Raw genomic sequence first — 26,072 nt, 5'->3', positions numbered from 1 at the left:
CTCAGAAGCCTCCGCCCAGCGCTTCGCGCAGCTGCCGGCGGAACGGCTCGAGCTTGTGCGAATGCGGTTGGAAGCCCAGCCCGACCCAGCGGTCGTATTCCTTGCCGTCGGCATCGATCTGCACTTCGTGACGGAACATCTCCTGGGTGGCGATCATGTTGTCGGTGACGCCGGTGATTTCCGTGATCGAGATCAGTACCCGGCGGCCGCTGCCCAGGCGGGAGATCTGCACGATGAAATCGATGGCGCTGGCGATCTGCCGGCGCAGGCTGTCCTCGCTGCCCTGGAAGCCGGCGAATCCGGCCAGCATCTCGATGCGGTAGAGGCAGTCGCGCGGCGAGTTGGCGTGGATGGTGGCCATCGAGCCGTCATGACCGGTGTTCATGGCCTGCAGCATTTCCAGCACTTCGGCGCCACGCACTTCACCGACCACGATCCGGTCCGGGCGCATGCGCAGGCTGTTGCGGACCAGGTCGCGGATGCTGATCGCGCCGTTGCCGTCCGCGCCACCGATCCGGCTTTCCAGGCGCACCACGTGCGGGTGGTTGAGCGACAGCTCGGCGGTGTCTTCGACGGTGATGACGCGTTCGTTGGCCGGAATGTAATTGGCCAGCGCATTGAGCAGCGAGGTCTTGCCCGAACTGGTGCCGCCGGAGACGAGAATGTTGCAGCGGCCCAGCACCATCGCGTGCAACAGTGCCTGCATCGGGCGGTCGAAGGTGCCCATGCGCAGCAGTTCGTCCGGGGTGAACGGGTCCTTGCGGAACTTGCGGATCGAGACCATCGGCCCATCCACGGCCAACGGCGAGATGATGGCGTTGAGCCGGCCGCCGTTGGGCAGGCGCGCATCCACCATCGGGTTGGATTCGTCCAGCCGGCGACCGAGCGGGGCCAGGATCCGGCGCAGGATGCGCAGCAGGTGGCTGTCATCGCTGAAGCGCTGCGGCGCGCGCTTGAGCATGCCGCCCTGGGAGACGTGGATGTCCTTGTAACCGTTGATCAGGATGTCTTCGATCTCCGGATCATGCAGCAGGTCATCGAGCGGCCCGAAGCCGGTCAGCTCCTTGACCAGTGCATTGGCGACGATGTCCTTCTCGGCCTCGTTGATCGGGATCCGCCATTCGTGGACGAAGCCGGCGGTCTGCGCATGCACGTAGCGCGACACGGTATCCGGCGCCCACGCGTCGATGTCGATGCGCTCGTCCTCGATGCTGTTGAGCAGGTGCTCATGCGCGGCGATCAGCACTTTCTGGTACTGCTCGGACTGCTCGAACGGCTGCACGCCAGGCTCGGCTTCGGGGCCTGCATCGGCGCGGGCCGTGGTGGTCGGGAACGGGGTCACTTTGTCTTCCATGGGGAACCACTCAGGCGAAGGGCGAGGTGTTCCCGCCAGCCCCTGGCCGGCGCGGGGGCCGTCGGATCCAGGTGCGACAACAGCGGGGCAAGGGCACGCACATACGGATCACGGGGCGCATCCTGCAGTAGCAGGCGGCCATGGCTGGCACTGGAACGCAGTGTGGGCCGATCGGGCAACACCGCCAACAGCGGCAGCTCGAAGCGGGCGGCGATCTGCGCCGGGCTCAGTCCGCTGGCATCGTCATGGCGGTTGATGATCAGCTGCGCCCGGGTATCGCGCGCACCGACCTGGGTGAGATGGCGGAGCATCTGGTCCAGCGAGACGAGGGTGCCGATCGACTGGTCGGCGATCAGCCAGATTTCATCGGCACTGTTGAGCAGCGACACCGGCAACTGGCGCAGGGGGACGCCGCCGAGGTCGCACAGCACGGTGTGGAAGACACTGCGCAGGCGCTGCATCAGCATGCCGGGGTCGGGCAGTGCGGCCCCTTCCATGCCCGGCGGCTGGCCGAGCAGCGTGACGCCGGTGGCATGGTGGGCCATCGCGGTGCGCGCCAGCGTGGCATCGATGCGTCCGGCGTTGCGCAGCGCATCGTCGAAATGGAAGGTGGGGTCCACATTGAGGTACAGCGACAGATCGCCGGTGGGTTGCCCCAGGTCGAGCAGCAACGTGCCCGTGCCGGCAGGTGCCGCTTCGGCTGGAATCTCCGGGTGGACCGTCGTGGCCTGCTGCGCAAGCACGCCCAGATGCGCGGCCAGCGTGCTGCTGCCCACGCCGGGGCGTACCCCGAGCAGCAGCACCATGCGCGCGCGTGCCGGTGGCGCGACCGGGACGGCGCCGCGGCCCTGCACGCCCAGCGACGCGGCGCGGCGCAGCACGGCCTCCATGTCCTGTGGTGCGCTGTCCAGATCGAGCAGGTCGCGCAACCCGGCGCGCAGCGCGGCCACCACGCCGTCCATGTGCTCGGCCTGGGTCGAGCCCACCGCGACCAGCGGCAGCTCGGGCGCCTGCGCCTGCAGCTGGCGGGTCAGGGCCGCGGAAAACGCCGCGTGCTCATGCCGGTAGTCCAGCAGCACCACGCAGCCGGTATCGCGCAGCGGTTCCAGCGCCGACGCCGGCGCGGCGCTGTCCAGCCACTGCACCGCACCCAGCGACGGCAGCAGCGCCGAGAGCAGGGTGGCCAGTTCGCGGTCCGGCGCAAACAGCACGAGCTTCATCGAAGCATCCCGTGGTTGGACCAGTTGCAGGGTGGCGGACATGGAGGGCAGGTTCCGGGCATCGGGCTCAGCGCGAGAATCCGGGCAGCTGGTCCGAGGACGCCGGGCTCAGCAGCCAGGCCCCCCAGACCGGCAGGTTCGGCGATGCCTCGCGCTGGCCCGGCAGCGGCACTTCGGTGCCCTGGGCCAGGGGCTGCACCAGCCGTGGCGTCACGATGATGACCAGTTCCTTCTCTTCCTTCTTGTAATTCAGGGTGCGGAAGAACGAGCCGATGATCGGCAGATCGCCGAGCAGCGGCACCTTGTCCACGTTGGAGGTGACGTTGTTGCTGACCAGCCCGCCGATCACGAAGGTTTCGCCGTCGCCCAGCTCGACCGTGGTGTCCGCGCGGCGCGTGGTGATTGATGGCACCTGCACATCGTTGTAGGTGATGCCGGCGGCATAGTTGAGATCGCTTGCTTCCGGGGCGACCTTCAGCGCGATGCGGTTCGGGCCGAGCACGGTCGGGGTCACGGTCAGGCCGATGCCGAACGGCTTGAACGTCACCGTGGTGGTGCCCAGGCCCTGCGGCTCGAGGATCGGCAGCTCGCCACCGGCCAGGAAGCTCGCGCTCTGCCCGGAAAGCGCGACCAGGGTCGGCTCGGCCAGCACCCGGGCCATGCCGTTGCTCTGCAGCAGGTCGATGTTCGCATCCCACCCATGGGTGAGGGATTTGAACACCAACCCGAATGCGGACGAGAGCGGGTTGGTGATGATGACGTCGTCGGGGCCGGCCGATTCGCCGGCGGGCAACAGGCCCGGCAGCATGGAACCCGGGCGGGTGATGCCGTAGTAGAAACCGTTGTTGCCGTTGAAGTTCTTGTTGCCGAAGCTCATGCCGATCTGGCGCAGCACCGACTTGTTGAACTCGACGATCTTCACCTCGACCTGGACCACGCCACCGCTGGCGATGGTGGAGATGTCGGCGAGCTGGCCGTCCTTGCCCACCGCCATCGCGGCGGCTTTCACGCTGCTCTGGTGGTCCAGCAGCGACGGGCTCAGGCCCTGCAGCAGGCCCTGGCCGTCCTGCACGATCAGGCCGGTGCCGCCGCCCTGTGCGCTGACGGCGCCCTGCACCGCGCTGCGCACCTCGATCTGCAGGCGTTCCGGCTCGCGGCTGCCGTTACGCCACAGCAACAGGGTGGTGCTGCCCGGTGCCTTGCCGACCAGCAGCGCCTCACGGCCGCGCAGCATCACCACGTCGGCCACGCTGGGGTCGGCGATGGCCACCCGCTCCAGATTGGCCGGCAGTGACCACGGACGCTGTTCGCGCGTCTGCAGCACCAGCTCTGCCTCGGCGCTGGCCAGCAGCGGGCTGCCGATCAGCACGCCGACCAGCAGGCAGCGTGGCAGAACGTGGGAGAGACGGCGCGCGAGGGTGGGGCGTTCGGTCATGGGCTGTCTCGGCATGGGCTTAGCGCGACCCGCTATGGGAGGAAGTGTCGCCACGGATGATTTCGATGCCGCGGTCCGCGCGCGGCGTGGCCCGGCGGGGGGCGCTGGTCGGTAGCGGCAGTGCGGCGGCCGTGCTGCGTCCGCGGCCGGCCAATGCATCGGTATCGATGCCAGCGTAGGCGTCGTTCTCCGGCCGCTGCAGGGCCAGGCGCTCGTCGGCGGAGAGCTCTCGGCGTGGGCTGAGCACGCGGTTGGGCGTCGGGAACAGCGCCTGGTCCGGCAGCCCGATGTCGGCCGGGTTGCGCAGCGCCAGGAACAGCTTGCCCTGCTGGGCGCCGAGCAGCAGCCGGTTCGCCTCGGCGACCGGCACGGCCAGCACCGCGCTGCGTGCCGGGGCCGTGCTGCCATCGCTGCGGGAACCGCCCGCCGAACTGCTCCCGCCGGTGATGTCCTGTGCGCGGCTGTCTGCGGGCGGGGGCTCGCTGCCATCGGCCGGCACCGTGGCCACGCTCTGTACGTCATGCGCGCCATAGCTGAGCACGCGCAGGCGCGACAGCAGCAGCCGGGTCTGTGCATCGCCGTCATCGCGCAACCCACCGGAGGCGCGCAGGTTGAGGAATACATCGACGAAATCGCCGGGCTGGATGCGGTTGCCGGCGGCGACCAGTTCGTCCACCGGCACGGCGAGCGCACGCTCGCCGGGGTTCAGGCGCAACGAAAAGCCCTGCGCGATCTGTGCCGTCTGGATCTGGGTGCCCGCCGGGATGTCCTGGGTCGGCACCGCACCGATCAGGGCGTTGACCGAGGTGTAGCCGCCCGTGGGGCGCTGGGGATGGCCGGTGACGCGCAGGTCCTCGGCCGTGATCGGACGTCCTGCCGGCAACGCGCCGACCGCCTCGACCACCGGCCAGGTTGCCGGTTGTGCCGGGGCGTTCGCGGTCGCCGGCGTCCCGGGCGGCGTCTGGCTGGCGCGACGGCTGACGCCGAAGGCGATGATCGCCAGGATCACCGCCAGGCCGATCAACAGGATCGCGGCGATGCGGGTCAACTTGAGCATGCTGTTCTCCGGAGTGTCATCAGTTGCCGCCGAGATCGAGCTGGGCGACGGCGGTGCTGCGCAGTGGCCTGGTCATCACCCAGCCATACACGCGGCCGGTGCCGGGCAGGAACGGGTAGGTGCTGTAGTCGTAGCTCACTTCCACGCGGATGCACTGCGCGGCCGGCAGGTCGGCGCACGGCGCGGGCGTGGAGACGGTGATGGGCGGCGCGCCACCCGCAGCGCAGTCGGGTGACTGTTTGGCGTAAGTGAGCAGCCACTGCATGGAGCGGCGTGCCGCCAGGCAGGCGGCAGTACGGCGTTCGGTCGGCGTGGCATGGCGGAAGGCGGCCCGTGCGCCCTCGGCCGAGGCCGCCGAGAGCGTCTGCTGCGCGGCCATGATCATCACGCCGGAGTACGTGACCAGCAGCAGCGGCAACAGGCCAAACAGCAGCATCAAGGCGAATTCCAGCGTGGCGATGCCGCGCTGGGGCCGGGCAGGACGGCAGTACCTACGTGTGACGCTCATGCGGCACCGCCGACGTGCTGCTGCAGCACCCACCACAGGCTGGCGAAGGCCAGGTAGGCCGCGTACGGGATTCCCACCCGGCCTTGGCGTGCATGACGCCACTGCGCGATCACCGGCTGCAACCGGCGCGTGACCGGACCGTTGGAGCCGGTGGTCAGTGCGTGGTGGGAGAAGACAGGCGGCATGCGCCGCGCGACGATCACGCACACCGCATGTGCACCGGCGAGCAGGCTGGCGATGATCCAGATCGGCAGCAGCGGCGCGGCGCCGAGCAGCAGGCCGAGCACCGCGAAATACTTCACGTCACCGGCGCCCATCCAGCCGACGGCATAGAAGGGCAGCAGCGACAGCAATCCCAGCGCGAAGCCGAGCAGGTGCGTACCCGGAAAGCTGCGGCCTGCGATCAGCCACTGCCAGGCCAGTGCCACCAGTGCCAGGCCGGTCGCCAGCATCAACCCACGATTGGACACCCGTCGGGCGTACAGGTCATGGATGGCGACCTGTACGCCCAGCAGCAATGCCACCAGGGGAAGGAGTTCCATGCGTTATGTCCCCCGAATCGGTCGTGCCTCTGCACGTCCGCGCCATGCCGTCGCCGCGGGAGAGCCGGGCGACAGCGCTGGCATTCACATCAGACGATCAGGCCGACGCTTTCCCGGTGGCGTCCTCGACGACTTCACCGAGCTTTTCGAAGAGGCTCGTGAAGAAGCCTTCGATCTGCGCTTTACCGACGACCACCAGGATGCCCGCGATCACGGCGGCCAGCAGGCCGTACTCGAGCGCGGTCACGCCATCTTCTTCCACGAGGAACTTGCGAACGGATGCATTCATGACGGTTTCTCCCTTTCCCAATCAGAGCCCGAACGGGCGGATACAACCCCTGGTACCGATGGTGTTGCCTGGCTCCGCCAGGGCGTCCATCTCGACCGCGCATCCTGCGCGGTGCGGCCCTTTACAGGCCTGCGCTATCGGCCGGGCAGTGCCCGGCCGACGTCATTGGCGGCAGATCGCGCTGGACAGTACGTCACTGCTGCCGGCACGCGGCACTGGCAATGAAGGCACTGAAGATGAAGGTTGCTGTCCATGGCGTTCCCTCTGTATTGCAGTATCACCGCGTCGGTATGTCCGGGCGTCCTGGTCGGTATGTCCGGGCGTCCTGATCGGGATGCTCGACGAATCGCGCGGTATCCAATACACAAAATCGGCAGACCCGGATTCAACTTTAGGGAAAACCGGTCAGCTGCTGCTGCGCTGTATGAAGCTGATGTAATGGCGCCAAAGTGAAGTGCGGGTGGAGATTATGTGAGTGCAGCGTGATGTCAACTATTTGACGGTGTGCGGACGCGCACAAACGCTGGGTTTCACGGGTGTCGGCCATATTTGTGATGGCGATTGTGATTCTGTTTACCTGGCGTCCAGTTCGGGCATACTTGCCAAAAATGCGCATCGAATCACGCGCGCAGAGCGGCAAGGCATCTGCTGAATCATTTAGCGGGAATCGCCGGATGATCTGGATGGGCGGGCAGGAGGAATCGCCGCGGCAGGTTGCCGTAACAGAATGCGCAGCAGGAATCGAAGGAGTGCGCACCCGGTGGCCTATGGCGAGGCACCGGGGGTCCAGGCCAAAGGGGGCATCACTGTCATGGTAGATGGTGTGGTGGATAACCGGATCGAGAGCGGGCTCAGGGCATTCGACCTGGCATCGCTCAGTGGTGTGCTGCGTGTCTGCGATCTGGAAATGGTGCTGCTGGATGGCAACGGCCCGCGGGCCGCCATCGAATCGCAGGTGCATGACGAGGCGTTGTTCTGCACGGCCGTGAGCGGGTTCCATTTCCGCGGCCGATTCATGCTGCCGCAGGACTGGTGCCTGCTCGGCCTGATCCACGCCACAGACGAGAATGTGAGCTGGTGCCACGGCATGCCGCTGGCGGCGGGGATGGCGTTGACCGTGCTGCCCGAAGGCATCAGCGAGTTCACGCTCAGCGCCGGCACTCATCTGACCCTGCTGCTCGCGCCGATGCAGCGCGTGCAGCGCAAACTGACCGAACTCAGCCTGCGCAACACACTGCCTTCGGGCCAGGCGCTGTCCCTGTTCCACGTCGGCGCGGCCGGCGGCGGGGCGCGCCTGATGCAGCGCTATGCCGATGTGCATGCCGCGCTCGCCGGGCAGGGCGGTGCCTTGGCCGCCGATGCCGTGGATACCCTGCTGCATGACCACATCCAGGCCCTGTTGGGGGCCGGCAGCGACGACCACCCGACCTGCAGCCGGGGCCGGCGCACGCATTATCTGATCGCCCAGCGCGCCGAGAACTTCATGCGGCTCAATCTGCGTCGCTATATCTACATGAATGAAATCTGCGACGCCGCCGGCGTCAGCGAGCGCGCGCTGCGATATGCCTTCGAAGACCTGTTCGGCACCTCGCCCAACCGCTATCTCTCGATGCTGCGGCTGTGCGCCGCGTGCCGCGGGTTGTCGATGGCCGATTCCAGCCGCAAATCGGTCAAGGCGATCGCGCTCAGCTGCGGACTGTGGGACCTGTCGCGCTTTGCCGATAATTATCGACGCGTGTTTGGCGAGCTGCCACGCGACACGCTGATGCGCGCGCCCGCGCAGATGGGCAGCCCGGCCTGAGCATTCAAACGAGTATCCGCGCGCCGGCCGTGCACATATTCGGCAACCTGCCGAAATTGCCCATCACCCTGCCGGTTTTACCCGTCGTCTTGCCGGAACGCACGTTTGTGCTGCCGGAATGAAGTGCTCGCGGTTTGACCCCTCGACTGTAATGACATCCACGTGCCGTCAGGCACCGGTGATGTTCAACGCATTCGTACACGGGGGAATACCTGATGAACCGTATTTTTCGATTGGTGTGGAGCCACCGGCTGAATGCCCTGGTGGTCGTCTCCGAAATCGCCACCGCGCGTGGCAGCCTGGCCGCCGGTCCGGTCGTGGTGCATCTGAAGGTGCCGATGTCGGTGCTGTCGCTGGGTCTCTCGCTGGCGCTGTGCACGGGCAGTGCATGGGCCGGTGAGAACCAGACGCTCACCGACCTGCAGGCACTGACCGCCAAGTACACCGCGCCACTGCCGGTGAAGCTCGATGCGGAAGTGGCGCTGGCAGCGGCGGCACGTGATCGTGGCACGGCGCCCCTGCTGAGCGTGGATGCCAAGGTCAACCTCAACCTCGGTACCCCCACGGCCAACCGGCCGGCGCTGCAGGTGCATGCCGCTGCGCAGGCGAACGCGGACCTGCCCAGGCGCGTTGCTGCGCCGGGCGCCCAGGTGGCGGCCCTGGCCGATCTGGGCATCGCGGCAGGTACGGGTAACGGTGCCGGGTTGAATGCCCACGCCGACATCGATGCGGTCGCCTCGGTTGCGCCGACGGCAGCGACGGTTCGGGTGCCGGTCAAGGCCGAGGCGAAGGCGAGCGTGACGGTCGCGGCGACGCCGACACCACGGAAGGCCGCACTGGAGGCCAACGTCGATGCGGCGGCACAGGCACGACTGGCGGCGGCGGCCGAGGTGGAGGCCAGGGCGGCGCTGATCGCCGACGCCACGGTGACGCCGGACGCCCCGGATGCCCTGCAGGCATCGCTGGCCAGCACTGTCGCTGGTGGGGTGCGCGTGGATGCGCTCGGCCACGTGGTCGATGCGGCCGACCGCAATCCCAAGCTCGTGGATGCCGGCGTCAGTGCCGTGCAGACCAGCTCGATGGCGCTGGCGCCGAATGGTCTGGGCAACGCGCTGGGCGGACTGTTGAACGGTGTCGGCGGGGCGGTCGGCGGCCTGCTCGACGGCGTCGGCACTACCGTGGGTACCATCACCACGCCGGTGCTGGGTGCGGTCGGTGCGATCACCACGCCGATCCTGGGCACCGTCTTCCCGGCGCCGACCGCGCTGCCGCCGGGCAGCCCGAAGGGGCCGGCCCCGGCCGATCCCAACGCCGGTCTGGTCATCGGCACCGGCGGCCTGGTCGGCTCGCTCTCGCAGCTGGTTGGCCCGACCGCGCAGGGGCTGCTGGGCGGCGACGGCTATGTCCGCAACGGCAACCTGAAAGTCAGCAGCGCCAACGTCATGCAGACCTATTCGGTCACCAACGTGCTCGGCCTGCCGGTGGTCAACTTGACCCCGGTCGGTACGCTGCTGGATGGGCTGGGCAGCGCAAGCACCGGCGGCAGCTCGCACCTGACCCTGATCGGTGGCGTCACCTCCGACAGCTACATCTACAACATCAACAACGGCAACCCCAATGGCCTGCTCGGCCTGCTGCTGCCGGACGGATCGCCGGCGTGGTCCAACCGCTGCGTCAACCTGCTGGTGGCCAGCGTGGACTGCTGGGCGGTCAACGCCGCGCAGGACTACCAGGTGCTGGTGGGCGATGGCGCCTATGCCAACGGCTCCAGGGAAGTGGTGATCGGTGCGAACGCACGCCACGAGCTGCCGCAGCAGGACGCCAACCTGGCGTTCCCCGGCGCAGGCGTCAACGACCCGACCGATCCGACGGGCGTGCCGACGGCGGACTATGCCGCACGCATGGGCCATTCCGTGATCGTCGGCGACAGTGCGAAGGGCACTGCCAACGGGCAGACCATTCTCGGCTCGGAGGCGACCTCCAACCAGGCCAACAGCGTGGCGCTGGGCTACCGCTCGGCGGCCAACCGCGGTGCGCAGGCCAGCTACAGCGCCTATGGATTGAGTGCGGCGCAGGTATCGGCCGGTGAAGTCTCGGTCGGCTTCGCGGGTGGCGAGCGCCAGATCAGCAACGTGGCTGCCGGCAGTGCCGCCACCGATGCGGTCAACGTGGCCCAGCTGCAGGGCGCGATCTCGCAGATCGATGCGGTCGGCACGCTGGCGGTAACCTACGACGACGATGGGGCTGGCGGTGCGGACTACCGCCGCGTCACCCTCGGCGGCGGCACCGGCACCACCACGATCGCCAACCTGGCCAACGGCGCGGTCGACGCGGGCAGCACCGAGGCGGTCAATGGCGCCCAGCTGTTCGATACCAACAGCGCGATCGTCGACTACTTCGGCGGTGTCACCGCCTACGATCCCGCCACCGGCGCGTGGACCGCACCCAGCTTCCAGATCTCCACGATCTCCAGCGGTGGCGCCGTCGCGCAGGGGGTGTACGACAACGCCAGCGATGCGTTCTCCGCGGTGGATGGTTCGCTGGTCAACCTCAATACGCAGATCACCGACATCCGCAATGGCGTCGGCAGCCGCTACCTGAAGATCAACTCGACCGGTGTCGAGGCCGCCGCCGCCGGGCAGGACAGCATCGCCGTCGGCACCGGGGCCTCGGCCACCGCCGCCAACAGCATTGCCGTGGGCGCCGGTGCCCTGGCCGATCGCGAGGATACGGTGTCGGTCGGTGCAGCCGGTGCGGAGCGCCAGGTGGTCAATGTCGCCGCCGGTACCCAGGCAACCGATGCGGTCAACCTGGCCCAGCTGGATGCCTCCGAGCAGGGCGCGCTGCGCTACGACCTCAACCCCGATGGCAGCGTGAACTACGCCAGCGCCACGCTCGGCAACGGAGCCGGTGCGACCACCCTCAGCAACGTCGCCGCCGGCAGTGTCACCGCCACCAGCAACGAAGCGGTCAACGGTGCCCAGCTGTTCAATGCCAATCAGGCCGTGGCCACCCATCTGGGCGGTGGTGCATCGCTGGACGCCAACGGCCTGGTCACCGCGCCGAGCTACACGATCAACAACGTGGCCAGCGATGGCCAGGTCACCGCCGGCAGCTATGACAACGTCGGCAGCGCCTTCGATGCCGTGAGCACCTCGTTGGCCAACGTCGCCGACCAGACCGACACCGTGGACCGCCTGGCCGTGAAGTACGACGCCGATGCCAGTGGCAACGCGACAAACACCATCACCCTGGCCGGCGATGCCAGCGGCGCGGCGGTGGCACTGACCAACCTGGCCGACGGACGCGTGCTGGCCGGCAGCCTGGATGCGGTCAACGGCAACCAGCTGTTCCAGACCAACGCTGCCCTGGTCGGGTATTTCGGCGGCACCACCAACTTCGATGGCAACACCGGCATCTGGACCGCGCCGACCTTCCGCATCTCCTCGATCGCCACCGATGGCAGCGTCATCGCCAACGACTACAGCGACGTCACCGTGGCCTTCTCGGCGGTGGATACCTCGCTGACCAACCTCAATACCCGCATCGACCAGATCCAGCCGGGCGGCAACAGCCAGTATGTGCAGGTCAACTCGACCAAGGGCGCGGCCACCGCGGGCGGCGCCGACAGCATCGCGATCGGGCCGCTGGCGAGTGCGGCGGGCAGCGGCAGCGCGGCGATCGGCGATGGCGCCAGCGCCAGCGCGGACAACAGCGTCGCCCTCGGCGCCGGCTCGGTGGCCAGTGTGGGCGCACAGGCCGGGTACACCGGTGCCTACGGCCAGGCCGGTGCCAGCAACTCGGTGGGCGAGGTGGCCGTCGGCAGCACCGGCGCCGAGCGCAAGGTCACCCACGTGGCCGATGGTTCGGAGCGCTATGACGCGGTCAATGTCGGCCAGCTGCAGAACGGTGTGAACTACGCGATCACCGAGTCCAAGGCCTACACCGACACCCAGATCAACAACATCAACAACGGCACCTCCGGGATGTTCCAGGTCAACAACACGCAGAACCTCGCCGCGCCGGCCGCGACCGGCGACAACGCGGTGGCCGGCGGTGCCGGGGCTGCCGCCGCAGGCAGCAACGCGACCGCACTGGGCAACGGAGCCAGCGCACAGGGCAGCAACAGCGTCGCGCTGGGCGCCGGTTCGGTGGCCAACCGGGCCAACACGGTCTCGGTGGGCAGCAGTGGCGCGGAACGGCAGATCGCCAACGTCGCCGACGGCAGCGAAGCCACCGACGCGGTCAACGTCCGCCAGCTGCAGGCGTCCCAGCAGGGCACGATCCGTTACGACACCAACGTCAACGGCACCACCAACCTCAACAGCGTGACACTCGGCAGTACCGCCAGCGGTCCGACCACGGTGCGCAACGTCGCCCCCGGCACCGCCGGTACCGATGCCGTCAACGTGGACCAGCTGCGCAGCGGCATGGCCCAGACCCTGGACTGGTCCAAGGCGTACACCGACGAGCGCATGGACTCGTTCGACCGCAACCTGCAGAAGACCGACAACCGCGCCTCGGCCGGTGTCGCCTCGGCCATGGCGGTGGCCGCCCTGCCGCAGCCCTATGAAGCCGGCCGCAGCATGGCCTCGCTCGCCGCAGGCAGCTTCAACGGCGAATCCGGCGTGGCGGTGGGCATTTCGGGGGTCTCCGAAGGCGGCCGCTGGATCTACAAGTTCAGCGGTTCGACCAACAGCCGCGGCGATGGTGGTGTCGCGGTAGGTGCCGGCATCCAGTGGTGACCGCGTCCGGTGCCGGCGCGCCGCCGGCACCGGGCCCCACGGTCCGCATTCAACGTTTACAGGGGGAACACCATGCACATGCAGCCCGCATCCATTTCCCAGGGGCCGCTGCTGCGGTCACTGGGCCTGAGCCTGGCAGCCCTGCTGCTCGGCGCCTGCGCCAGCCACGGCGAGCAACGCGCCACATCGCCTGATACCGCCGTCGACGCCGAGGCGGTGAGCTTCCCGGATCCAGCCAGGGCCAGCCTGAAGGAGGGACTGTTCGTGGACGTCGACAACCTGCGCCTGTTCGCCCGTGGCATGAGCAAACGCCAGCTGTACGCTCTGCTGGGCACTCCGCATTTCGGCGAGGGCATGTGGGGCGTGCGCGAGTGGAACTACCTGTTCAATTTCCGCAGCAGTCCGGGTGGGGATTACTTCACCTGCCAGTTCAAGGTCGATTTCGATGGCAAGGGCATTGCCCAGGCAGCGCACTGGAAGCCGCAGGCCTGTGCCGCCGTGCTCGACCCACCGCGTCCACCCACGCCGCCGGCGCCCGCGCCGATGCCGAGCGAACCGCTGCGGCTGGCGGCGGATGCGATGTTCGCGTTCGACAGCGCCATGCTGACGCCCGAAGGACGCCGTAACGTGGAGACGTTGCTGCAGCAGGTGCGCGATGCCAGCCGGGTGCAGACCATCCAGGTGATCGGCTACACCGACCGGATCGGCAGCGACCGTTACAACCTGGTGTTGTCGCAACGGCGTGCCGAGGCCGTGCGCGACGCGCTGGTGGCCGGCGGCGTACCGGCGGCGGCGATCGTCGCCGAAGGGCGGGGCAAGGCCGACCCGCTGGTGCAGTGCGAGCAGGCGCAGCGCAACGCGCTGATCGTCTGTCTGGCGCCGAACCGACGCGTCGAGCTGTCCGGCAAGGCATTGCCGCGCTGAGCGCCGGCGGACCGCGTCCTCTTTCCCCGTCTACATACCCTGCCGGCGCACGCATGCGCCGGCGAGGGACCGTCTTGACCTGGCGTGTCGTCCGCACAGCGTGATGTCTCCCCCGTCATCGTCCTGAAGACGGCGCGCCAGGTCATCTTCCTCCCGCTCCGGGGCGGCTGCAGGCGATCTGCAGCCGCCGTTTCCGGTTACGGCATCAGCACTTTGTCGATCACGTGGATCACGCCGTTGCTCTGCTTCACATCGGCGATGGTGACGTGGGCGACCTGGCCCTTGCTGTCGGTCAGGGTGATGCCCTTGCCAACGACGCGGGCGGTCAGCGCTTCACCCTCGACCGTGGTGAGGCTGGCCTTGCCGCCACCCTGCTTGATCTTCGCCATCAGGTCGGTGCCGGTGACTGCACCCGGAACGACGTGATAGGTCAGGATCCGGGTCAGGTCCGCCTTCTTTTCAGGCTTCAGCAGCCCTTCCACGGTGCCCTTCGGCAGGGCCGAGAACGCGGCGTTGGTCGGTGCGAACACCGTGAACGGGCCCGCGCCCTTGAGCGTGTCGACCAGGCCGGCAGCCTTGACCGCGGCGACCAGCGTGGTGTGGTCCTTGGAATTGACGGCGTTGTCGATGATGTCCTTGTTGGCATACATCGCCGCACCGCCGACCATCGGATTGCTGTGCGCCGCCATCGGCGCGGCCGGGGCCTGCGCGAAGACGAGCGGGGATGCGGTGGCGGCAAGACAACCGATCAGTACGAGGCCTGCGAACTGGATCTTCATGACCAAAACTCCCAAATGGATGCGCCGGTGTGACGCACCTTCAGCTACGGCGGGAGTGTCGTGACGGATGCAGCGGGAGGCTTTCTTTTTTCAACTGTCAGGACCAGGTGAAAACGGCGTCTGCAGCACGCGATGGACACGGGACGACCGCCCGGTCAGGGGCGCTGTTCACTGGTGATCGTGGCTCCCTCACGCATGACCAGGGTGACCGGCGTCTTCTCGACGACCTCGAGCAGGCGCGCCCAGTGCGCCTCGGTCAGCGCCCCGGAGGCATCCAGTACGCGATGAACCTGCAAGCGGCCGTCCGCGTCGCGGGAGGAAGACAGCTCGGCACGGAATTCACCCAGGTCCCAGCCCTTCTTCTCCGCATACATGCGCAGGGTGATGGCCGTGCAGGCCGCAAGCGAGGCGAGGTAGAGATCGAAGGGGGCCATGCCTGCCGCCTGGCCGCCAAGGCTCACTGGTTCGTCGGCCACCAGCGCATGCTCACCGCTGCGGATGTGGTGGCGGTAATTGACGCCATCGGAAACGATCTGGACCTGTGCCATCTGCTGCGCCCTCGGGGTGGAGATCAGCGCAGGATGGCATGGGCCGCGGGACAGCGCACGGGCGCGTGCTAGAGCACCCCGGGAATCGGGACCGCCAGTGCCGCTTTCTCCGCATCGCAGCCGGTGGGCTGCACGCTGTTGCCGCGCAGCGACTGGATTTCCGCCCGGGCCAGCGCCATGTCGCGGGTGAAATCGGCGTTGGCGTGCAGGGCGGCGAGCGCGCCAGCGGCCACGGCACGGCCTTCGAGCACATCACTCTGCCAGTGCGCGTTGCAGATCAGGCGGTTCTCGCCGAACGCGCGCCCGCGGGCGAGCAGTGCGTTGGCATGGTCCGGGCTCAGCTCGATCAGCAACAGCGCCCAGGTCCAGCTGATCGCGGTATGCCCGGACGGATAGGAACCGTCGGTGCGCAGCGAGGCCTCGTCGGCGGGTGCGCAGGTGCCTTCCTTGTGGAACACGAAGGGGCGCGTGCGCTTGTAGTGGTCCTTGGCGGCATAGGTGGCCAGGCCGGCATCGACCAGGGTGCGCTGCAGCAGCAGGTAGAGCGTCGGCGAAGTCTGCTGGCTGATCGGCACCCCGAGCGCGCAGGAGAAGGTATTCGCCACCTGCGGGAAGTGCAGGTTCGCGTCCGTGGTCGCCAGCGCGTAGCGGGGCGTGCCACGCAGCTTCTGCGCGGCGCGGTGGATGGCCTGGTCATTGGCGAAGGCCGGGGAGCCCTGGGCCGGTGGTGGCGGCAGCAGCGCCAGGCTGTCCGGCAGGGCGCGCCCGAGGTAGCCGGCCGGAATGCCGGGGCGCAGCTCCGGCACCGGGGCGGGGGCAGGCGCGGCGGCAGGCACGGCGGTCGGCGGTGCCGCAGTCGACAGGGACGGAGACGACGTGCATGCCGTCAACGCGCAGGCCAGCGCGAGCAGGGCCGCACCACGGCGGCAGCGGGAGGGTAGGGCATTCCTGTGCATGGGGCGCTCCACGGACCAGTGTCGGTCCACTGTGTCCGGCGGATGCGGCCCGTACAACCGCCTTTCTACGCGTCCGGCCTCAGTATCTTTACGGGTGCGCGACCACGCGCAGCGGCGGCAGCTCGGTCACCGCATCACCCAACGGAAAGCGCACTTCGACACGGGTACCGCCCAGCGGGCTGGAACCGATCCTCAGGCTGCCACCCAGCAGACGTGCGCGCTCTTCCATGCTGATCATGCCCAGCCCCGGTGCCGCCGGCGTGCTGCCCGCTACCGGCAGGCCGATGCCATCGTCGTCGACCCGCAGCAGCAGTTGCTCGCCGCGCACCGTCACCAGGACGTGGGCGGTACTGGCATGCGCGTGTTTGTCCACGTTGTTCACCGCTTCCTGCACGATCCGAAACAGGCTCAGTTCGCGGTCGTCACCGAGTCGGGGCGGGCTTTCGATCCGGCATCGCACGCGCAGCGCGCCACGTGCATTGCGCTTGATGCAGAACGCATCGAGCGCACTGGCCAGGCCGGTGAAACGCAGGATGCTCGGATGCAGTTCGTGGGAGATCGACCGGATGTCATTGGACACCGTCAACAGCTGGTCCTGGAGCTCGACCACGCTGTGGCGGTCGGCTTCGGGAATCTGGTTGCGCAGGGTACTCAGGCAGATCGAGATCGCCGCCAGCGACTGGTTGACGTCGTCATGCAGGTCGCGCGCGATGCGTGTGCGCTCTTCTTCCTGCACCACCAGCATCCGCCCGGTCACCTCACCCAGCCGACGATAGGCCTGCTGCAGTTTCAGGTGATTGGACAGCTTCTGCTCGGACAGCGCGCCGAGGAACAGCAGCGCACAGCCGGTGCCCAGGGTCCATACCTGGGCGGTGATCAGGTTGCGCTCGGGTGTCCAGAAGGCGAGCGGACCCACGCCGGCCAAGCTCAACTGCATCGCCAGCACCGCCACGATCAGCATGCACACCGCTGCCCCGCTGACCCCGAACACGATCAACACCCAGATCAGGAGCGGAATGGGGGCCAGGACCAGCAGCGGGGTCATGACCCCTTCGGGCCAGTCCATGCCCCAGATCACGCCCAGCACGCCGAACAGAAGCAAGGCGACAGCGATCGTGCGCCAACGCCAGCCGGCCCGACGTTCCGGTGTCTGCAGCACCCGCGCGATGTTGACCACCGTCGGCACGATCAGCAGGTAGCTCACGCTGCTGCAAAGCAGCCGTGTGAGCAGCATGCCGGGTGCCAGTCCGCGGGGCGCGCCGGGAAAGACGAGCATCTGCCACCACGCCACGCACACGGGAAGTGCGATGCAGCCGAGTGCGATGAACAGGGAGATGTCGCGGAATCCCTCCAATGCGGAACCGGTCGCGCGCCAGCGCAGTAAAAGCCAGGCTACGGCGGCCACCAGGGTCAGTTCACCGGCACTGGCCACCAGCCCACTCAGCCCGACGAACGGCACCAGGACGAACGCCAACACGGTGCCGACCGCGGCCGCGAGGATGCACGTGCGCCACTGCGGGCCCGGGGTGAACAGCAACCAGCCCATCAAGAGCGGTCCTGGAATCCATAGCACGTGCAGACGGAAGCCCGGCATCTGCGCCAGCGTCGGCAGCAACTGGCCAAGCAGGCAACCCATCAGCAGCGGCAGGACGTGCGTGAATGTGATGCGAAGCGCAGGTGATGCGCGCGTGGAGGCAGTGGGGCTGACCGAATCGTCCGATGCTGCTGCACGGGTGCTGTCGACAGGAGCGATGTGCGTAACAGACGCGTTGACGCGCACGTGGACCTCGGTGGGTGCGTGAGGAAGCTTCGGATCGAGGCCTGTCCCCGAGGCGCGCAACGCCTCCCCCGGACAGGTCTCAATGTGATGCGTTTCACGCTTGCGGGGCAGCGTGTCACCGCTTGTAGCGATGTCGTTTACGCCCCACAATCGCGCCGATGTAAACAGCTTCTCCTCCGTCGCGCTATCCGATTTCCGACCTGTTCGAGGAACTGGCATGGACGAACCGATGGCCCCGTACAGCCGCTTCGTCGTCGATGGCTTCGACGCCGATGCGTTGCTGGGGGTAGTGCGCGACACCCGCTTCGAACAGCGTCTGCTCGCGGCCGGACACTTCCGCGCGTGCCTGCAGCGGCTGGTCTTTCCGGAGTTCAGCCTGGACAGTGGCGCCTATACGCTGCCGATTTTCGCCAGCGGCAGCTTCGGCGAAGGATTGATCGCACTGGCGATGGCCGTGTCCTGCCAGCAGCCGATGTGGGCCAACGGACGCTGGGTTCCCGCAGGCCAAGTGATGGTGTTCGCCGAAGACAGCGAGCTCAATGTGCGTCCGCAGCCCGGGGGCTGGCAGTGGGCCGTGCTGCTGATTCCGCGCGAGGTCCTGCAGCGCGAGGCCGTGGCGCGGGTCGGCCGCGAACTGCGCCTCCCACGCCGTGGCTGGTGCAGCCGACCGGCCGCCCCCGCGCACGCGCAGGCACTGCGTTACGGCGTGTTCTCCGCACTGGACACCGCCGCCCGCTGGGAGGGCCTGATCACGCCGGAGCAGCTGGCGGCGCAGTCGGCGCTGCTGCTGGGCGCCTTCGTGGACGCCGTCAGTGCCGCCGATGCCGGACCGCAACGACGTGCCGATGGCAGCTGGATCGAACGTCACCGCGATGCCGTCGTGCGGCGGGCCGAAGACTATCTGAAAGCCCATCTCGACCGGCCCTTCGACAGTGCCGCCCTGTCGCTTGCGCTGGGCGTGGGCGAACGCCAGCTCGAACGTCTGTTTCGTGATGCCTACGGACATGGGCCCTGCCACTGGCACCAGCTGGCCCGCTTGAACCGCGCGCGCACGGCATTGCTGCAGGCGGACACGCACGACAGCGTGACCGACATCGCCCTGCGGCTGGGCTTCGGGCACCTCGGACGCTTCTCGGTGACCTACCGGAATGTCTTCGGGGAATGTCCACGAGACACGCTGAGACGCTGAATGCCGGCCTGAACACGCTGCGGGTCGAGAGCAGTGGTGACACGCATCGCATCACGATCTCATCACGGCGGGGCTCGCATGTTCGGCTGGCTGCAGATGCACCGGGACGACAGAAAGGGATGCCATCACGCCCGCTGCTGTGGGCGATGACGGCCGCACCTGCAGGTCAATCAGGGGATGATTGAAGCCAATGGAGATAATGCAAATGGGCGTTTCGTGCGCGCAGTCGATGTCCGTACCGTTCCGCAAAGTGGTCGTCGCCGATGACCACATGCTGGTGGCGCAGGGTATCGAAAGATTGCTGATGGACTGTTTCGAATCGATCGTGCTGGTGGCCTCCGGCGAGGAACTGCTGGACTCGCTGCATCGCGAGTCACCGGATGTGGTGGTCTCGGATATCAGCATGCCCGGGATCAGCGGCATCGACGTGATGCGCCAGGTCCGCAGCGAGGGCTGCATGACGCCGTTCGTGTTCCTTACGATGCACGACGAATCCAGCATGGCGGCCGAGGCCATCCGGGCCGGAGCGCGGGGCTACATCCTCAAAAGCGCGGCCGGCGATGAACTGGTCCGCGCGATCAATGGGGTGATGGACGGCCAGACGTATGTGACCCCGACCCTGGCAGCCAATGCGATCGTGTCCTCGGGTCGCTGCCAGTACGTACTGACCGAAAAGCAGCTGCGCATCCTGGAATACGTGGCGCGCGGCCTGCGCTCCAAGCAGATCGCCTACGAGCTCGGGGTATCGGTGCGTACGGTTGAATCGCACAAGTACGCGATCATGCAGGAGCTGGGCGTGCACGGCACGCTGGAGCTGGTGCGCAAGGCCGAACTGGAAGGTCTGATCCGTCACTAGGCGGCAGGCACCAGGCGGCATGCGTGCAGAGCGGGCAAGTAGATTTACTTGCCCGCCACCGGTTGTTTTTCCCTTGTTACCGAACCGTGTCCGGCCACACCATCGTGGCAGGCATCGAACGGGCGAGTGCGATGAATGCTGTCCGTGTGCTGCTGGCAGAAGATGGATGTGCGATGGGCCGCCAGCTGCGCGGCCTGTTGGCCCAGCAGTTCCAGGTGATCGGACTGGTCCAGGACGGTGCCTCGCTGGTGCAGGCGGCGCAGGCGATGCTGCCCGACGTGGTGGTGACCGACATCGGCATGCCGGAATTGAACGGGCTGGAGGCCGCGCGTCGGTTGCGCCTGCAACGCCCCGTGCTGGGCGTGGTGTTCATCACGGTGCATGCCGAGCCGCAGATGGTGTCGCAGGCGATGGCGCTGGGTGCGTGCAGTTATGTGCTCAAATCCGACGCGGGCGATGACCTCCTGCAGGCGGTGCTCGCCGCGGTGAAGGGGGAGTCGTTCGTCTCGCGGTCCCTGCACGGCACGTACCGGGGCTGAGCCGCGGGCGGGCTAGACCAGGATGCCCAGCAGCTTGCGGGCCAGCTCGTCCACCGACATCGCCAGCAGCACCAGCGGCAGCAGGGGCAGCACCGCGTGGAGCGCGATCCACAGCAGGTTCCAGCGGTTCAACGGCAGTACCGACATGCCGGCCAGGCCTTTGTACACCCCACTGAAGTCGGCCAGCGCGGAAGCATCACCGTGATCGAGCAGGGAGTCCGCCGCGGGCGTCTGCTGCTGGGCGGATTGCCAGCGCGCGTCGAACAGATCGGCGGCGCGGTTGCCCAGTGCATCGAAGCGGTACAGCGCATGGCGCTTGGCCCGCATCAGGATCGGCATCAGCAGGAGCAGGGGCGCGACCAGCAGCAGCGTCGCCGCGACCACATAGCCTACCAGCAGGTGGCGCAGGGTGTAGAGGCTGTCGCCGAGATACTGCACATGGTTGACGCACGCGCCGGCCAGCAGCAGGCCACCGGCCAGCGCCAGCACGGCGAAACGTTCCTGGGCGACCCCGAGAAAGGCCAGGCCGCCGGCGCCATCCGGATGCTCGGCATGCAGGACCAGTCCGCTGCGGGGCAGGCGCCACAGCACGCAGGTCCACAGCAGGAAACGCCACAGCCACAGCAATGCCACCAGGCGGAACAGCGGCACGGCGACCCATTCGTACCAGCGGCCCGCCGCTGTCAGCGCGCCGTGGTCCAGGCGCCAATCCGCCACGCCCGGCAACAGGCTTGCGTGGTCGCCGCCGAACAACAGCGGCGCCCAGGCGATGACGACGCAGAGGGTTTCGGGGAACCATCCGTCACGCCAGCGGCGGACCCTGCCCAGCAGCGCGTCCATGCGGCCTTGGCGTTGGGGCGGAACCAGGCTGGCATGGGTCAGCTGGCGGAAGGCATTGCGCAGCAGTGCATCCGAGCGCGGCGCCGCGATCACCAGCAACGGCAATGCCAGCAGTACGCGGGCCAGGGTGGCGTAGTCGCCCAGCAGGTGCATGCGCGGCGGCTGCGGCCACAGGCTGCCGTCGCGCGCCGCCAGTACCAGCAGGGGGCCGAAGGACACCACGAGCAGGATCCCGGCCAGCCACAGTGCCACGCTGACCCGGCTGTGCAGCACGCCGGTGGCCTGCAGCAGGCGATGGAGGAGCCCGCCGTGCATCAGGGAGTAGCGGTGCTGACTCGATCGCATCGGCGGCGCGCCTGCGGCAGCGAAGGGGAGGGCGGCCACGCATCGCAGGGCCGCAGGCAGCGAGCATAGCGCTGCTGTTCCACCTGTTGGACGCAGTAAAAATACTGGGGACGTTGCAGTAACAACTCGATTGTGCGGCTCTCGGGCAAACCCCAAGCTGGAGCCCTGTCGCAAGGACCCAGCCATGCTCTCGGTGATCGACATTCTCACGCGGTTCTGGACGGACATGATCGAACGCGCGGACGGTCCGATGACCTTCCGTTTCTTCCTGCAGCCGTCCATGGCGCTGATCACCGCCCTGATCGATGGGATCAAGGACGCCAAGGCAGGCAAGACGCCGTACGCCTGGCTGCTGACGCACAGTTCATCCGGCGAGCGCCGCGTCGCCTGGCGCGAGGGCGTCACGGACACGGCAAGAATCCTGCTGCTGGGGGTCGGCATGGATGTCATCTACCAGTTCCGGGTCTTCGGTGGATTCAAGTACCCGGTGGAGGCCTTCGTGATCGCGGTCGTACTGGGCTTCCTGCCGTACCTGATCCTGCGCGGCCCGATCACCCGCATCGCCAGCCATGTGCTGCGCCGCAAATGACACCCTCACGAGACGACGACCCGATGAGCGCCCAGGACCCCAGCCAGCATCTCGCCGCGCGCGCGCTCACCATCGAACAGGCCAAGGACCTGCTTGGCGGTGCCGACGCCACCTCGATGGAGCTCTCCTCACGGCGCACCGGCATGTCCTTCCAGCGGACCCGGATGAGTGCGGACCGCACCTTGATGTCGATCATCCGCACCGCACTGTCGCTGATCGGGTTCGGCTTCACCATCTATCAGTTCTTCGGCCACATGCTGGAGGTGCCCGGCGTCGGGCTGCGTCCGCATGCGCCGCGCAACTTCGGCATCGCCCTGGTCGGGCTGGGGATGGTCCTGCTGACGCTGGGCATCCTCTATCACGTCCGCTACATGCAGGGCCTGCGCGCCGAGCGGGCGGAGATGATCCGCGAAGGCCTGATCCACGGCGAGAGTCACTACCCGATCTCGCTGACGCTGATCACCGCCGGCCTGCTGTGGCTGCTGGGCCTGCTGGCGATCGTCAGCATGACCTTCAACGTGGCGCCCTTCGCATGAGCGTCGTTGCCGAGACCATGATCGCGCTGGACGGTGGGCTCTTCAGCATGGGCTCCAACGCGCACTATCCCGAAGAGCGCCCGGCGCACAAGGCGCGGGTCGGCCCGTTCCGGATCGATCGCCATCCGGTGACCAACCGGGAGTTCGCCAACTTCGTCCGCGATACCGGCCACGTCACCGCCGCCGAGCAGGCGGCCGACCCGCGCGACTATCCGGGCGCGGATCCGGCGCTGCTGCAACCCGCGTCGGTGGTGTTCGTGCAGCCCGCGCATCCGGTCGATCTGGGCAGCACACATAACTGGTGGCACTACCTGCCCGGTGCCGACTGGCGGCATCCGCGCGGTCCGGCCTCGAACCTGCAGGGCCTGGAAGATCATCCGGTGGTCCACGTGACCTTCGCCGACGCCCTGGCCTATGCGCGCTGGATGGACAAGGACCTGCCGACCGAAGCCGAATGGGAGTTCGCCGCGCGCGGCGGCCAGGACAGCGGCGAGTTCGCCTGGGGGGACGCCCTGGTCCCCGGCGGCCGTCACCAGGCCAATACCTGGCAGGGCGAGTTTCCCTGGCAGAGCCTGGACGAGGACGGCCACCGCTGGACCTCGCCGGTCGGCAGCTATCCGCCCAACGGGTATGGGCTGTACGACATGATCGGCAATGTCTGGGAGTGGACCAGCGACTGGTACCAGCAGCACGATCAGCTGCAGAGCAGGCCGTGCTGCGCGATCGACAACCCGCGCGGCGGTCTCCGCGAGCGCAGCCATGATCCGCGCGACCGCAGCGCGATCCCGCGCCGGGTGATGAAGGGTGGCTCGCACCTGTGTGCCCCCAACTACTGCAGGCGCTATCGGCCCGCGGCGCGGATGGCCCAGCCGATCGATACCTCGACCTGCCACCTCGGCTTCCGTTGCGTGGACCGCCGATGAACCCGACCGCCGCGCACCGCGATGCCCACTGGAGCCCCGACGATGCTTCCTCTCAAGGCGTGGCTGGTCGCCGTCACCGAGCCGGTGGTGGTGATCATCGATGCGATGGCCCTGGTGCTGATCGCACTGGCGACCGTGGTGGTGTTCGTGCAGGCCTTGCGGCTGACGCTGCGCGGCCATCTCACCAACGTCGAACGCCGCGATCTGTGGCTGGGCTACGGGCGCTGGCTGGTGGCCGGGCTGACCATGCAACTCTCGGCGGACATCATCGAATCCTCGATCTACACCAGCTGGGATGCCATCGGCCAGCTGGCCGCGATCGCGGTGATCCGCACGTTCCTGAACCACTTCCTGGAGCGCGACATCGCCGATGTCCGCGAACGCCAGCGTGCCACCCGGCCGGCGCCGGCGCCGCCGCTGTGAGGTCCACGTCCATGAACCTGCATCCGTGCTGGAGGGCCATCGCATGACCACGTCCTTGTTCCACCTGTCGCGCCGCGGGCCATTGCTCCTCGCCTTGGCATCGCTGTCCGCGCTGTGCGCGTCGCCGGCCCTGGCCACCGAAGGCGCGCTGGGGCGTTCGATCACCGGGATGCAGATCACCTCGTACGCCGGCGTGATTCCCCCCGAGCCGGGCATGCAGTGGTCGCTGAGCTACATCCGCTACAACGGCAAGATCAGCGGCGGCCGGCCCGCGCCGATCGCCGGGCAGATCTCGCTGGGGCTGGAGGCCGATGTCAACCTGACCGCTGCCACCGGCGTGTACGTGTGGCCGACCCAGGCCGGCCGCTGGAACTTCGCCTCGATGCTGACCGTGCCGTACATCGATGCCGAGGCGACCGCGAGCCTGTCCGGCCCGCTGGGCAACCGTTTCCAGGCCCGGGATCACGCCTCCAACCTGTTCGACGTGTACTTCGCGCCGGTGATTGCCGGGTTCCACATCAGCGAAGTGCAGCATCTGTCTTTCGGCGTGTATGTGTATGCGCCCACGGCCAAGTACGACCCGAACCGGCTGGCCAATCCGGGCATGAACATCTGGACGTTCTCGCCCAGCGTGGGCTACACGCACCTGTTCCAGAAAGGCACGCTGGAGTTCAGCGTACTGGGCGCCACCGACTGGTACACCCGCAACGACGATACCGATTACAAGAACGGCGTGGTCGCGCGGGCCGACCTGCTGCTGGTCAAGCGGACCGCCAGTGGCTGGGGCTTCGGCGCGGCCGGCGGCTGGATCCAGCAGCTGCAGGACGACAAGGGCGACACCGCGGACCGCCTGGATGGCTTCAAGGGCCGCTCGTTCGGCGTGGGCCCGGTGCTGACCTACGGCAGGAAATGGTCCGGCGGCGAGCACCTGGATGTGTCGTTCCGCTACGTCGGCGAATTCAGCGTCAAGAACCGTTTCGAAGGCGACCCGTGGAGCCTCTCGATCAGCGGCGGTTTCTGATCCCCGGCCGCCTCGCCGCGGCCGCCCGTATCCCGTTTCATGGAGCAACGATCATGACCTCTGTCATTCCTCCGGTTGCCTGGTCGGCGTGCCTGCTGCTGGCCGCGATGGTGCCTGCCGCACACGGCGCGACGCGCGTCGCCCCGCCGGCCCCGCCGCCCGCCGCATCGCCCGACGCCCCCGAACGCGATACGGAGGCGTTGGCCGCGCTGGACCGGATGGGTGCGGCCCTGCGCGCGCTCAAGCAGTTCTCGCTGACCTCCGATGCCAGCACCGAGATCGTGCTGGACGACGGCCAGAAGGTGGAGCTCGATGGCGTGGTGACCTACAAGGTACGCGCGCCGAACCAGCTGTTCCTGGAACTGCGCAGCGATCGCCAGCTGCGCCAGCTGTTCTACGATGGCAAGGCGCTGTCGCTGTATTCGCCGCGCCTGAAGTACTACGCGCAGGTCGATGGCCTGAGCAGCACGCTGGGCGAGCTGGTCGAAGATGCCGCCAGCCGCTATGGCATCGACATGCCGCTCGCCGACATGTTCCTGTGGGGGACCGACAAGGCGCCCAAGACCGCCATCCGCAGCGCATTGCACATCGGCGGTGGCACGGTCGACGGTGAGCAGATCGAGCAGTACGCGTTCAAGCAGGACGGCGTCGATTGGCAGTTGTGGGTGAGCAAAGCCACGTCGTTGCCGAAGAAGCTGGTGATCACCTCGCTGGATGACCCGGCGTTGCCGCAGTACCGCGCGCAGTTGCGCTGGGATACCCGCACTGCGGTACCGGCCACGGCCTTCCAGTTCACGCCGCCGGCCGATGCCACGCGGATCAAGCTGGTGCCGGTGGCGGTGGTCCTCAGCGATGACGGTCAGGAGAACTGAG

General features: G+C 67.8%; 24 protein-coding genes. 12 read left to right on the top strand and 12 right to left on the bottom strand.

Annotation, left to right across the window (positions count from 1 at the left end; all coding sequences use genetic code 11):
• Position 1: 1 nt before the first annotated feature.
• The 7 genes from ABE434_RS00805 to ABE434_RS00775 all read right to left on the bottom strand — a co-directional run bounded on the left by ABE434_RS00805 (position 2) and on the right by ABE434_RS00775 (position 6,405).
• Positions 2 to 1,354, bottom strand: a complete 1,353-nt coding sequence (locus ABE434_RS00805) for a CpaF family protein (RefSeq protein WP_346477442.1) — start codon at positions 1,352 to 1,354, stop codon at positions 2 to 4.
• On the bottom strand, positions 1,339 to 2,574 hold the full coding sequence (locus ABE434_RS00800; protein WP_346477441.1) for a fimbrial protein: 1,236 nt from the start codon (positions 2,572 to 2,574) through the stop codon (positions 1,339 to 1,341). Before ABE434_RS00800 ends, ABE434_RS00805 begins: the two co-directional genes overlap by 16 nt.
• 67 nt (positions 2,575 to 2,641) lie before the next feature.
• A complete protein-coding gene (locus ABE434_RS00795) occupies positions 2,642 to 4,009 on the bottom strand; it encodes a type II and III secretion system protein family protein (protein WP_346477440.1) in 1,368 nt (455 codons plus the stop codon).
• 19 nt (positions 4,010 to 4,028) lie between these two features.
• Positions 4,029 to 5,066 (bottom strand): Flp pilus assembly protein CpaB, encoded by a 1,038-nt coding sequence (gene cpaB, locus ABE434_RS00790; protein WP_346477439.1) that lies wholly within the window; start codon positions 5,064 to 5,066, stop codon positions 4,029 to 4,031.
• Positions 5,067 to 5,085: 19 nt separating this feature from the next.
• Positions 5,086 to 5,574 (bottom strand): pilus assembly protein, encoded by a 489-nt coding sequence (locus ABE434_RS00785; RefSeq protein WP_346477438.1) that lies wholly within the window; start codon positions 5,572 to 5,574, stop codon positions 5,086 to 5,088.
• The gene (locus tag ABE434_RS00780; RefSeq protein WP_346477437.1) at positions 5,571 to 6,116 is read right to left on the bottom strand and encodes an A24 family peptidase; all 546 of its coding nucleotides are present in this window, start codon (positions 6,114 to 6,116) and stop codon (positions 5,571 to 5,573) included. Before ABE434_RS00780 ends, ABE434_RS00785 begins: the two co-directional genes overlap by 4 nt.
• 97 nt (positions 6,117 to 6,213) lie before the next feature.
• Positions 6,214 to 6,405 carry a Flp family type IVb pilin gene (locus ABE434_RS00775; RefSeq protein WP_179458771.1) on the bottom strand — a complete coding sequence of 64 codons (192 nt, stop codon included), beginning with the start codon at positions 6,403 to 6,405 and terminating at the stop codon, positions 6,214 to 6,216.
• 811 nt (positions 6,406 to 7,216) lie between these two features.
• On the opposite strand from ABE434_RS00775, the gene ABE434_RS00770 reads away from it, so the two are divergent.
• From ABE434_RS00770 to ABE434_RS00760, 3 genes are all read left to right on the top strand, one after another.
• Positions 7,217 to 8,206, top strand: coding sequence for a helix-turn-helix domain-containing protein (locus tag ABE434_RS00770; RefSeq protein WP_346477436.1), 990 nt, complete (start codon positions 7,217 to 7,219; stop codon positions 8,204 to 8,206).
• A 215-nt stretch (positions 8,207 to 8,421) separates the two neighbouring features.
• Entirely contained in the window at positions 8,422 to 12,951 is a 4,530-nt protein-coding gene (locus ABE434_RS00765; RefSeq protein ID WP_346477435.1) for a YadA-like family protein, read from the top strand.
• Between the two features lie 78 nt (positions 12,952 to 13,029).
• On the top strand, positions 13,030 to 13,875 hold the full coding sequence (locus ABE434_RS00760; RefSeq protein ID WP_346477434.1) for an OmpA family protein: 846 nt from the start codon (positions 13,030 to 13,032) through the stop codon (positions 13,873 to 13,875).
• Positions 13,876 to 14,072: 197 nt separating this feature from the next.
• On the opposite strand, the gene ABE434_RS00755 is transcribed toward ABE434_RS00760, so the two are convergent.
• From ABE434_RS00755 to ABE434_RS00740, 4 genes are all read right to left on the bottom strand, one after another.
• Entirely contained in the window at positions 14,073 to 14,654 is a 582-nt protein-coding gene (locus ABE434_RS00755) for a fasciclin domain-containing protein (RefSeq protein WP_346477433.1), read from the bottom strand.
• Positions 14,655 to 14,809: 155 nt separating this feature from the next.
• Complete coding sequence (locus ABE434_RS00750) at positions 14,810 to 15,202, bottom strand: OsmC family protein (RefSeq protein WP_346477432.1); 393 nt, start codon at positions 15,200 to 15,202, stop codon at positions 14,810 to 14,812.
• Between the two features lie 68 nt (positions 15,203 to 15,270).
• On the bottom strand, positions 15,271 to 16,158 hold the full coding sequence (locus tag ABE434_RS00745; RefSeq protein ID WP_346477431.1) for a phosphatase PAP2 family protein: 888 nt from the start codon (positions 16,156 to 16,158) through the stop codon (positions 15,271 to 15,273).
• Between the two features lie 88 nt (positions 16,159 to 16,246).
• Positions 16,247 to 17,794 (bottom strand): ATP-binding protein, encoded by a 1,548-nt coding sequence (locus ABE434_RS00740; protein WP_346477430.1) that lies wholly within the window; start codon positions 17,792 to 17,794, stop codon positions 16,247 to 16,249.
• Positions 17,795 to 18,155: 361 nt separating this feature from the next.
• Here ABE434_RS00740 and ABE434_RS00735 point away from each other — a divergent pair, with 361 nt between their 5' ends.
• The 3 genes from ABE434_RS00735 to ABE434_RS00725 all read left to right on the top strand — a co-directional run bounded on the left by ABE434_RS00735 (position 18,156) and on the right by ABE434_RS00725 (position 20,522).
• Entirely contained in the window at positions 18,156 to 19,127 is a 972-nt protein-coding gene (locus ABE434_RS00735) for an AraC family transcriptional regulator (RefSeq protein WP_346477429.1), read from the top strand.
• A gap of 205 nt (positions 19,128 to 19,332) precedes the next feature.
• A complete protein-coding gene (locus ABE434_RS00730; RefSeq protein WP_346477428.1) occupies positions 19,333 to 19,983 on the top strand; it encodes a response regulator transcription factor in 651 nt (216 codons plus the stop codon).
• A 131-nt stretch (positions 19,984 to 20,114) separates the two neighbouring features.
• Entirely contained in the window at positions 20,115 to 20,522 is a 408-nt protein-coding gene (locus tag ABE434_RS00725) for a response regulator transcription factor (RefSeq protein ID WP_346477427.1), read from the top strand.
• Positions 20,523 to 20,534: 12 nt separating this feature from the next.
• On the opposite strand, the gene ABE434_RS00720 is transcribed toward ABE434_RS00725, so the two are convergent.
• Complete coding sequence (locus ABE434_RS00720; protein WP_346477426.1) at positions 20,535 to 21,707, bottom strand: hypothetical protein; 1,173 nt, start codon at positions 21,705 to 21,707, stop codon at positions 20,535 to 20,537.
• A 184-nt stretch (positions 21,708 to 21,891) separates the two neighbouring features.
• Here ABE434_RS00720 and ABE434_RS00715 point away from each other — a divergent pair, with 184 nt between their 5' ends.
• The 6 genes from ABE434_RS00715 to ABE434_RS00690 are packed head-to-tail and all read left to right on the top strand — an operon-like array spanning position 21,892 to position 26,071.
• Positions 21,892 to 22,296: a hypothetical protein gene (locus ABE434_RS00715; protein WP_346477425.1), complete on the top strand. Its 405-nt coding sequence runs from the start codon at positions 21,892 to 21,894 to the stop codon at positions 22,294 to 22,296.
• Positions 22,297 to 22,319: 23 nt separating this feature from the next.
• A complete protein-coding gene (locus ABE434_RS00710; RefSeq protein ID WP_346477424.1) occupies positions 22,320 to 22,832 on the top strand; it encodes a DUF202 domain-containing protein in 513 nt (170 codons plus the stop codon).
• Positions 22,829 to 23,755: a formylglycine-generating enzyme family protein gene (locus tag ABE434_RS00705; protein WP_346477423.1), complete on the top strand. Its 927-nt coding sequence runs from the start codon at positions 22,829 to 22,831 to the stop codon at positions 23,753 to 23,755. Before ABE434_RS00710 ends, ABE434_RS00705 begins: the two co-directional genes overlap by 4 nt.
• Before the next feature lie 42 nt (positions 23,756 to 23,797).
• Positions 23,798 to 24,178, top strand: a complete 381-nt coding sequence (locus ABE434_RS00700) for a DUF1622 domain-containing protein (protein WP_346477422.1) — start codon at positions 23,798 to 23,800, stop codon at positions 24,176 to 24,178.
• A gap of 43 nt (positions 24,179 to 24,221) precedes the next feature.
• Positions 24,222 to 25,199, top strand: a complete 978-nt coding sequence (locus ABE434_RS00695) for a transporter (RefSeq protein ID WP_346477421.1) — start codon at positions 24,222 to 24,224, stop codon at positions 25,197 to 25,199.
• Between the two features lie 53 nt (positions 25,200 to 25,252).
• Entirely contained in the window at positions 25,253 to 26,071 is an 819-nt protein-coding gene (locus ABE434_RS00690; protein ID WP_346477420.1) for a DUF2092 domain-containing protein, read from the top strand.
• Position 26,072 lies beyond the last annotated feature (1 nt).

Origin of the sequence: Stenotrophomonas sp. TWI1183, from assembly GCF_039673115.1 — a bacterium.
In the GTDB taxonomy this organism is placed as follows: Bacteria; Pseudomonadota; Gammaproteobacteria; order Xanthomonadales; family Xanthomonadaceae; genus Stenotrophomonas; species Stenotrophomonas maltophilia_AA.
This window is presented reverse-complemented; position numbering and strand designations above follow the sequence as displayed.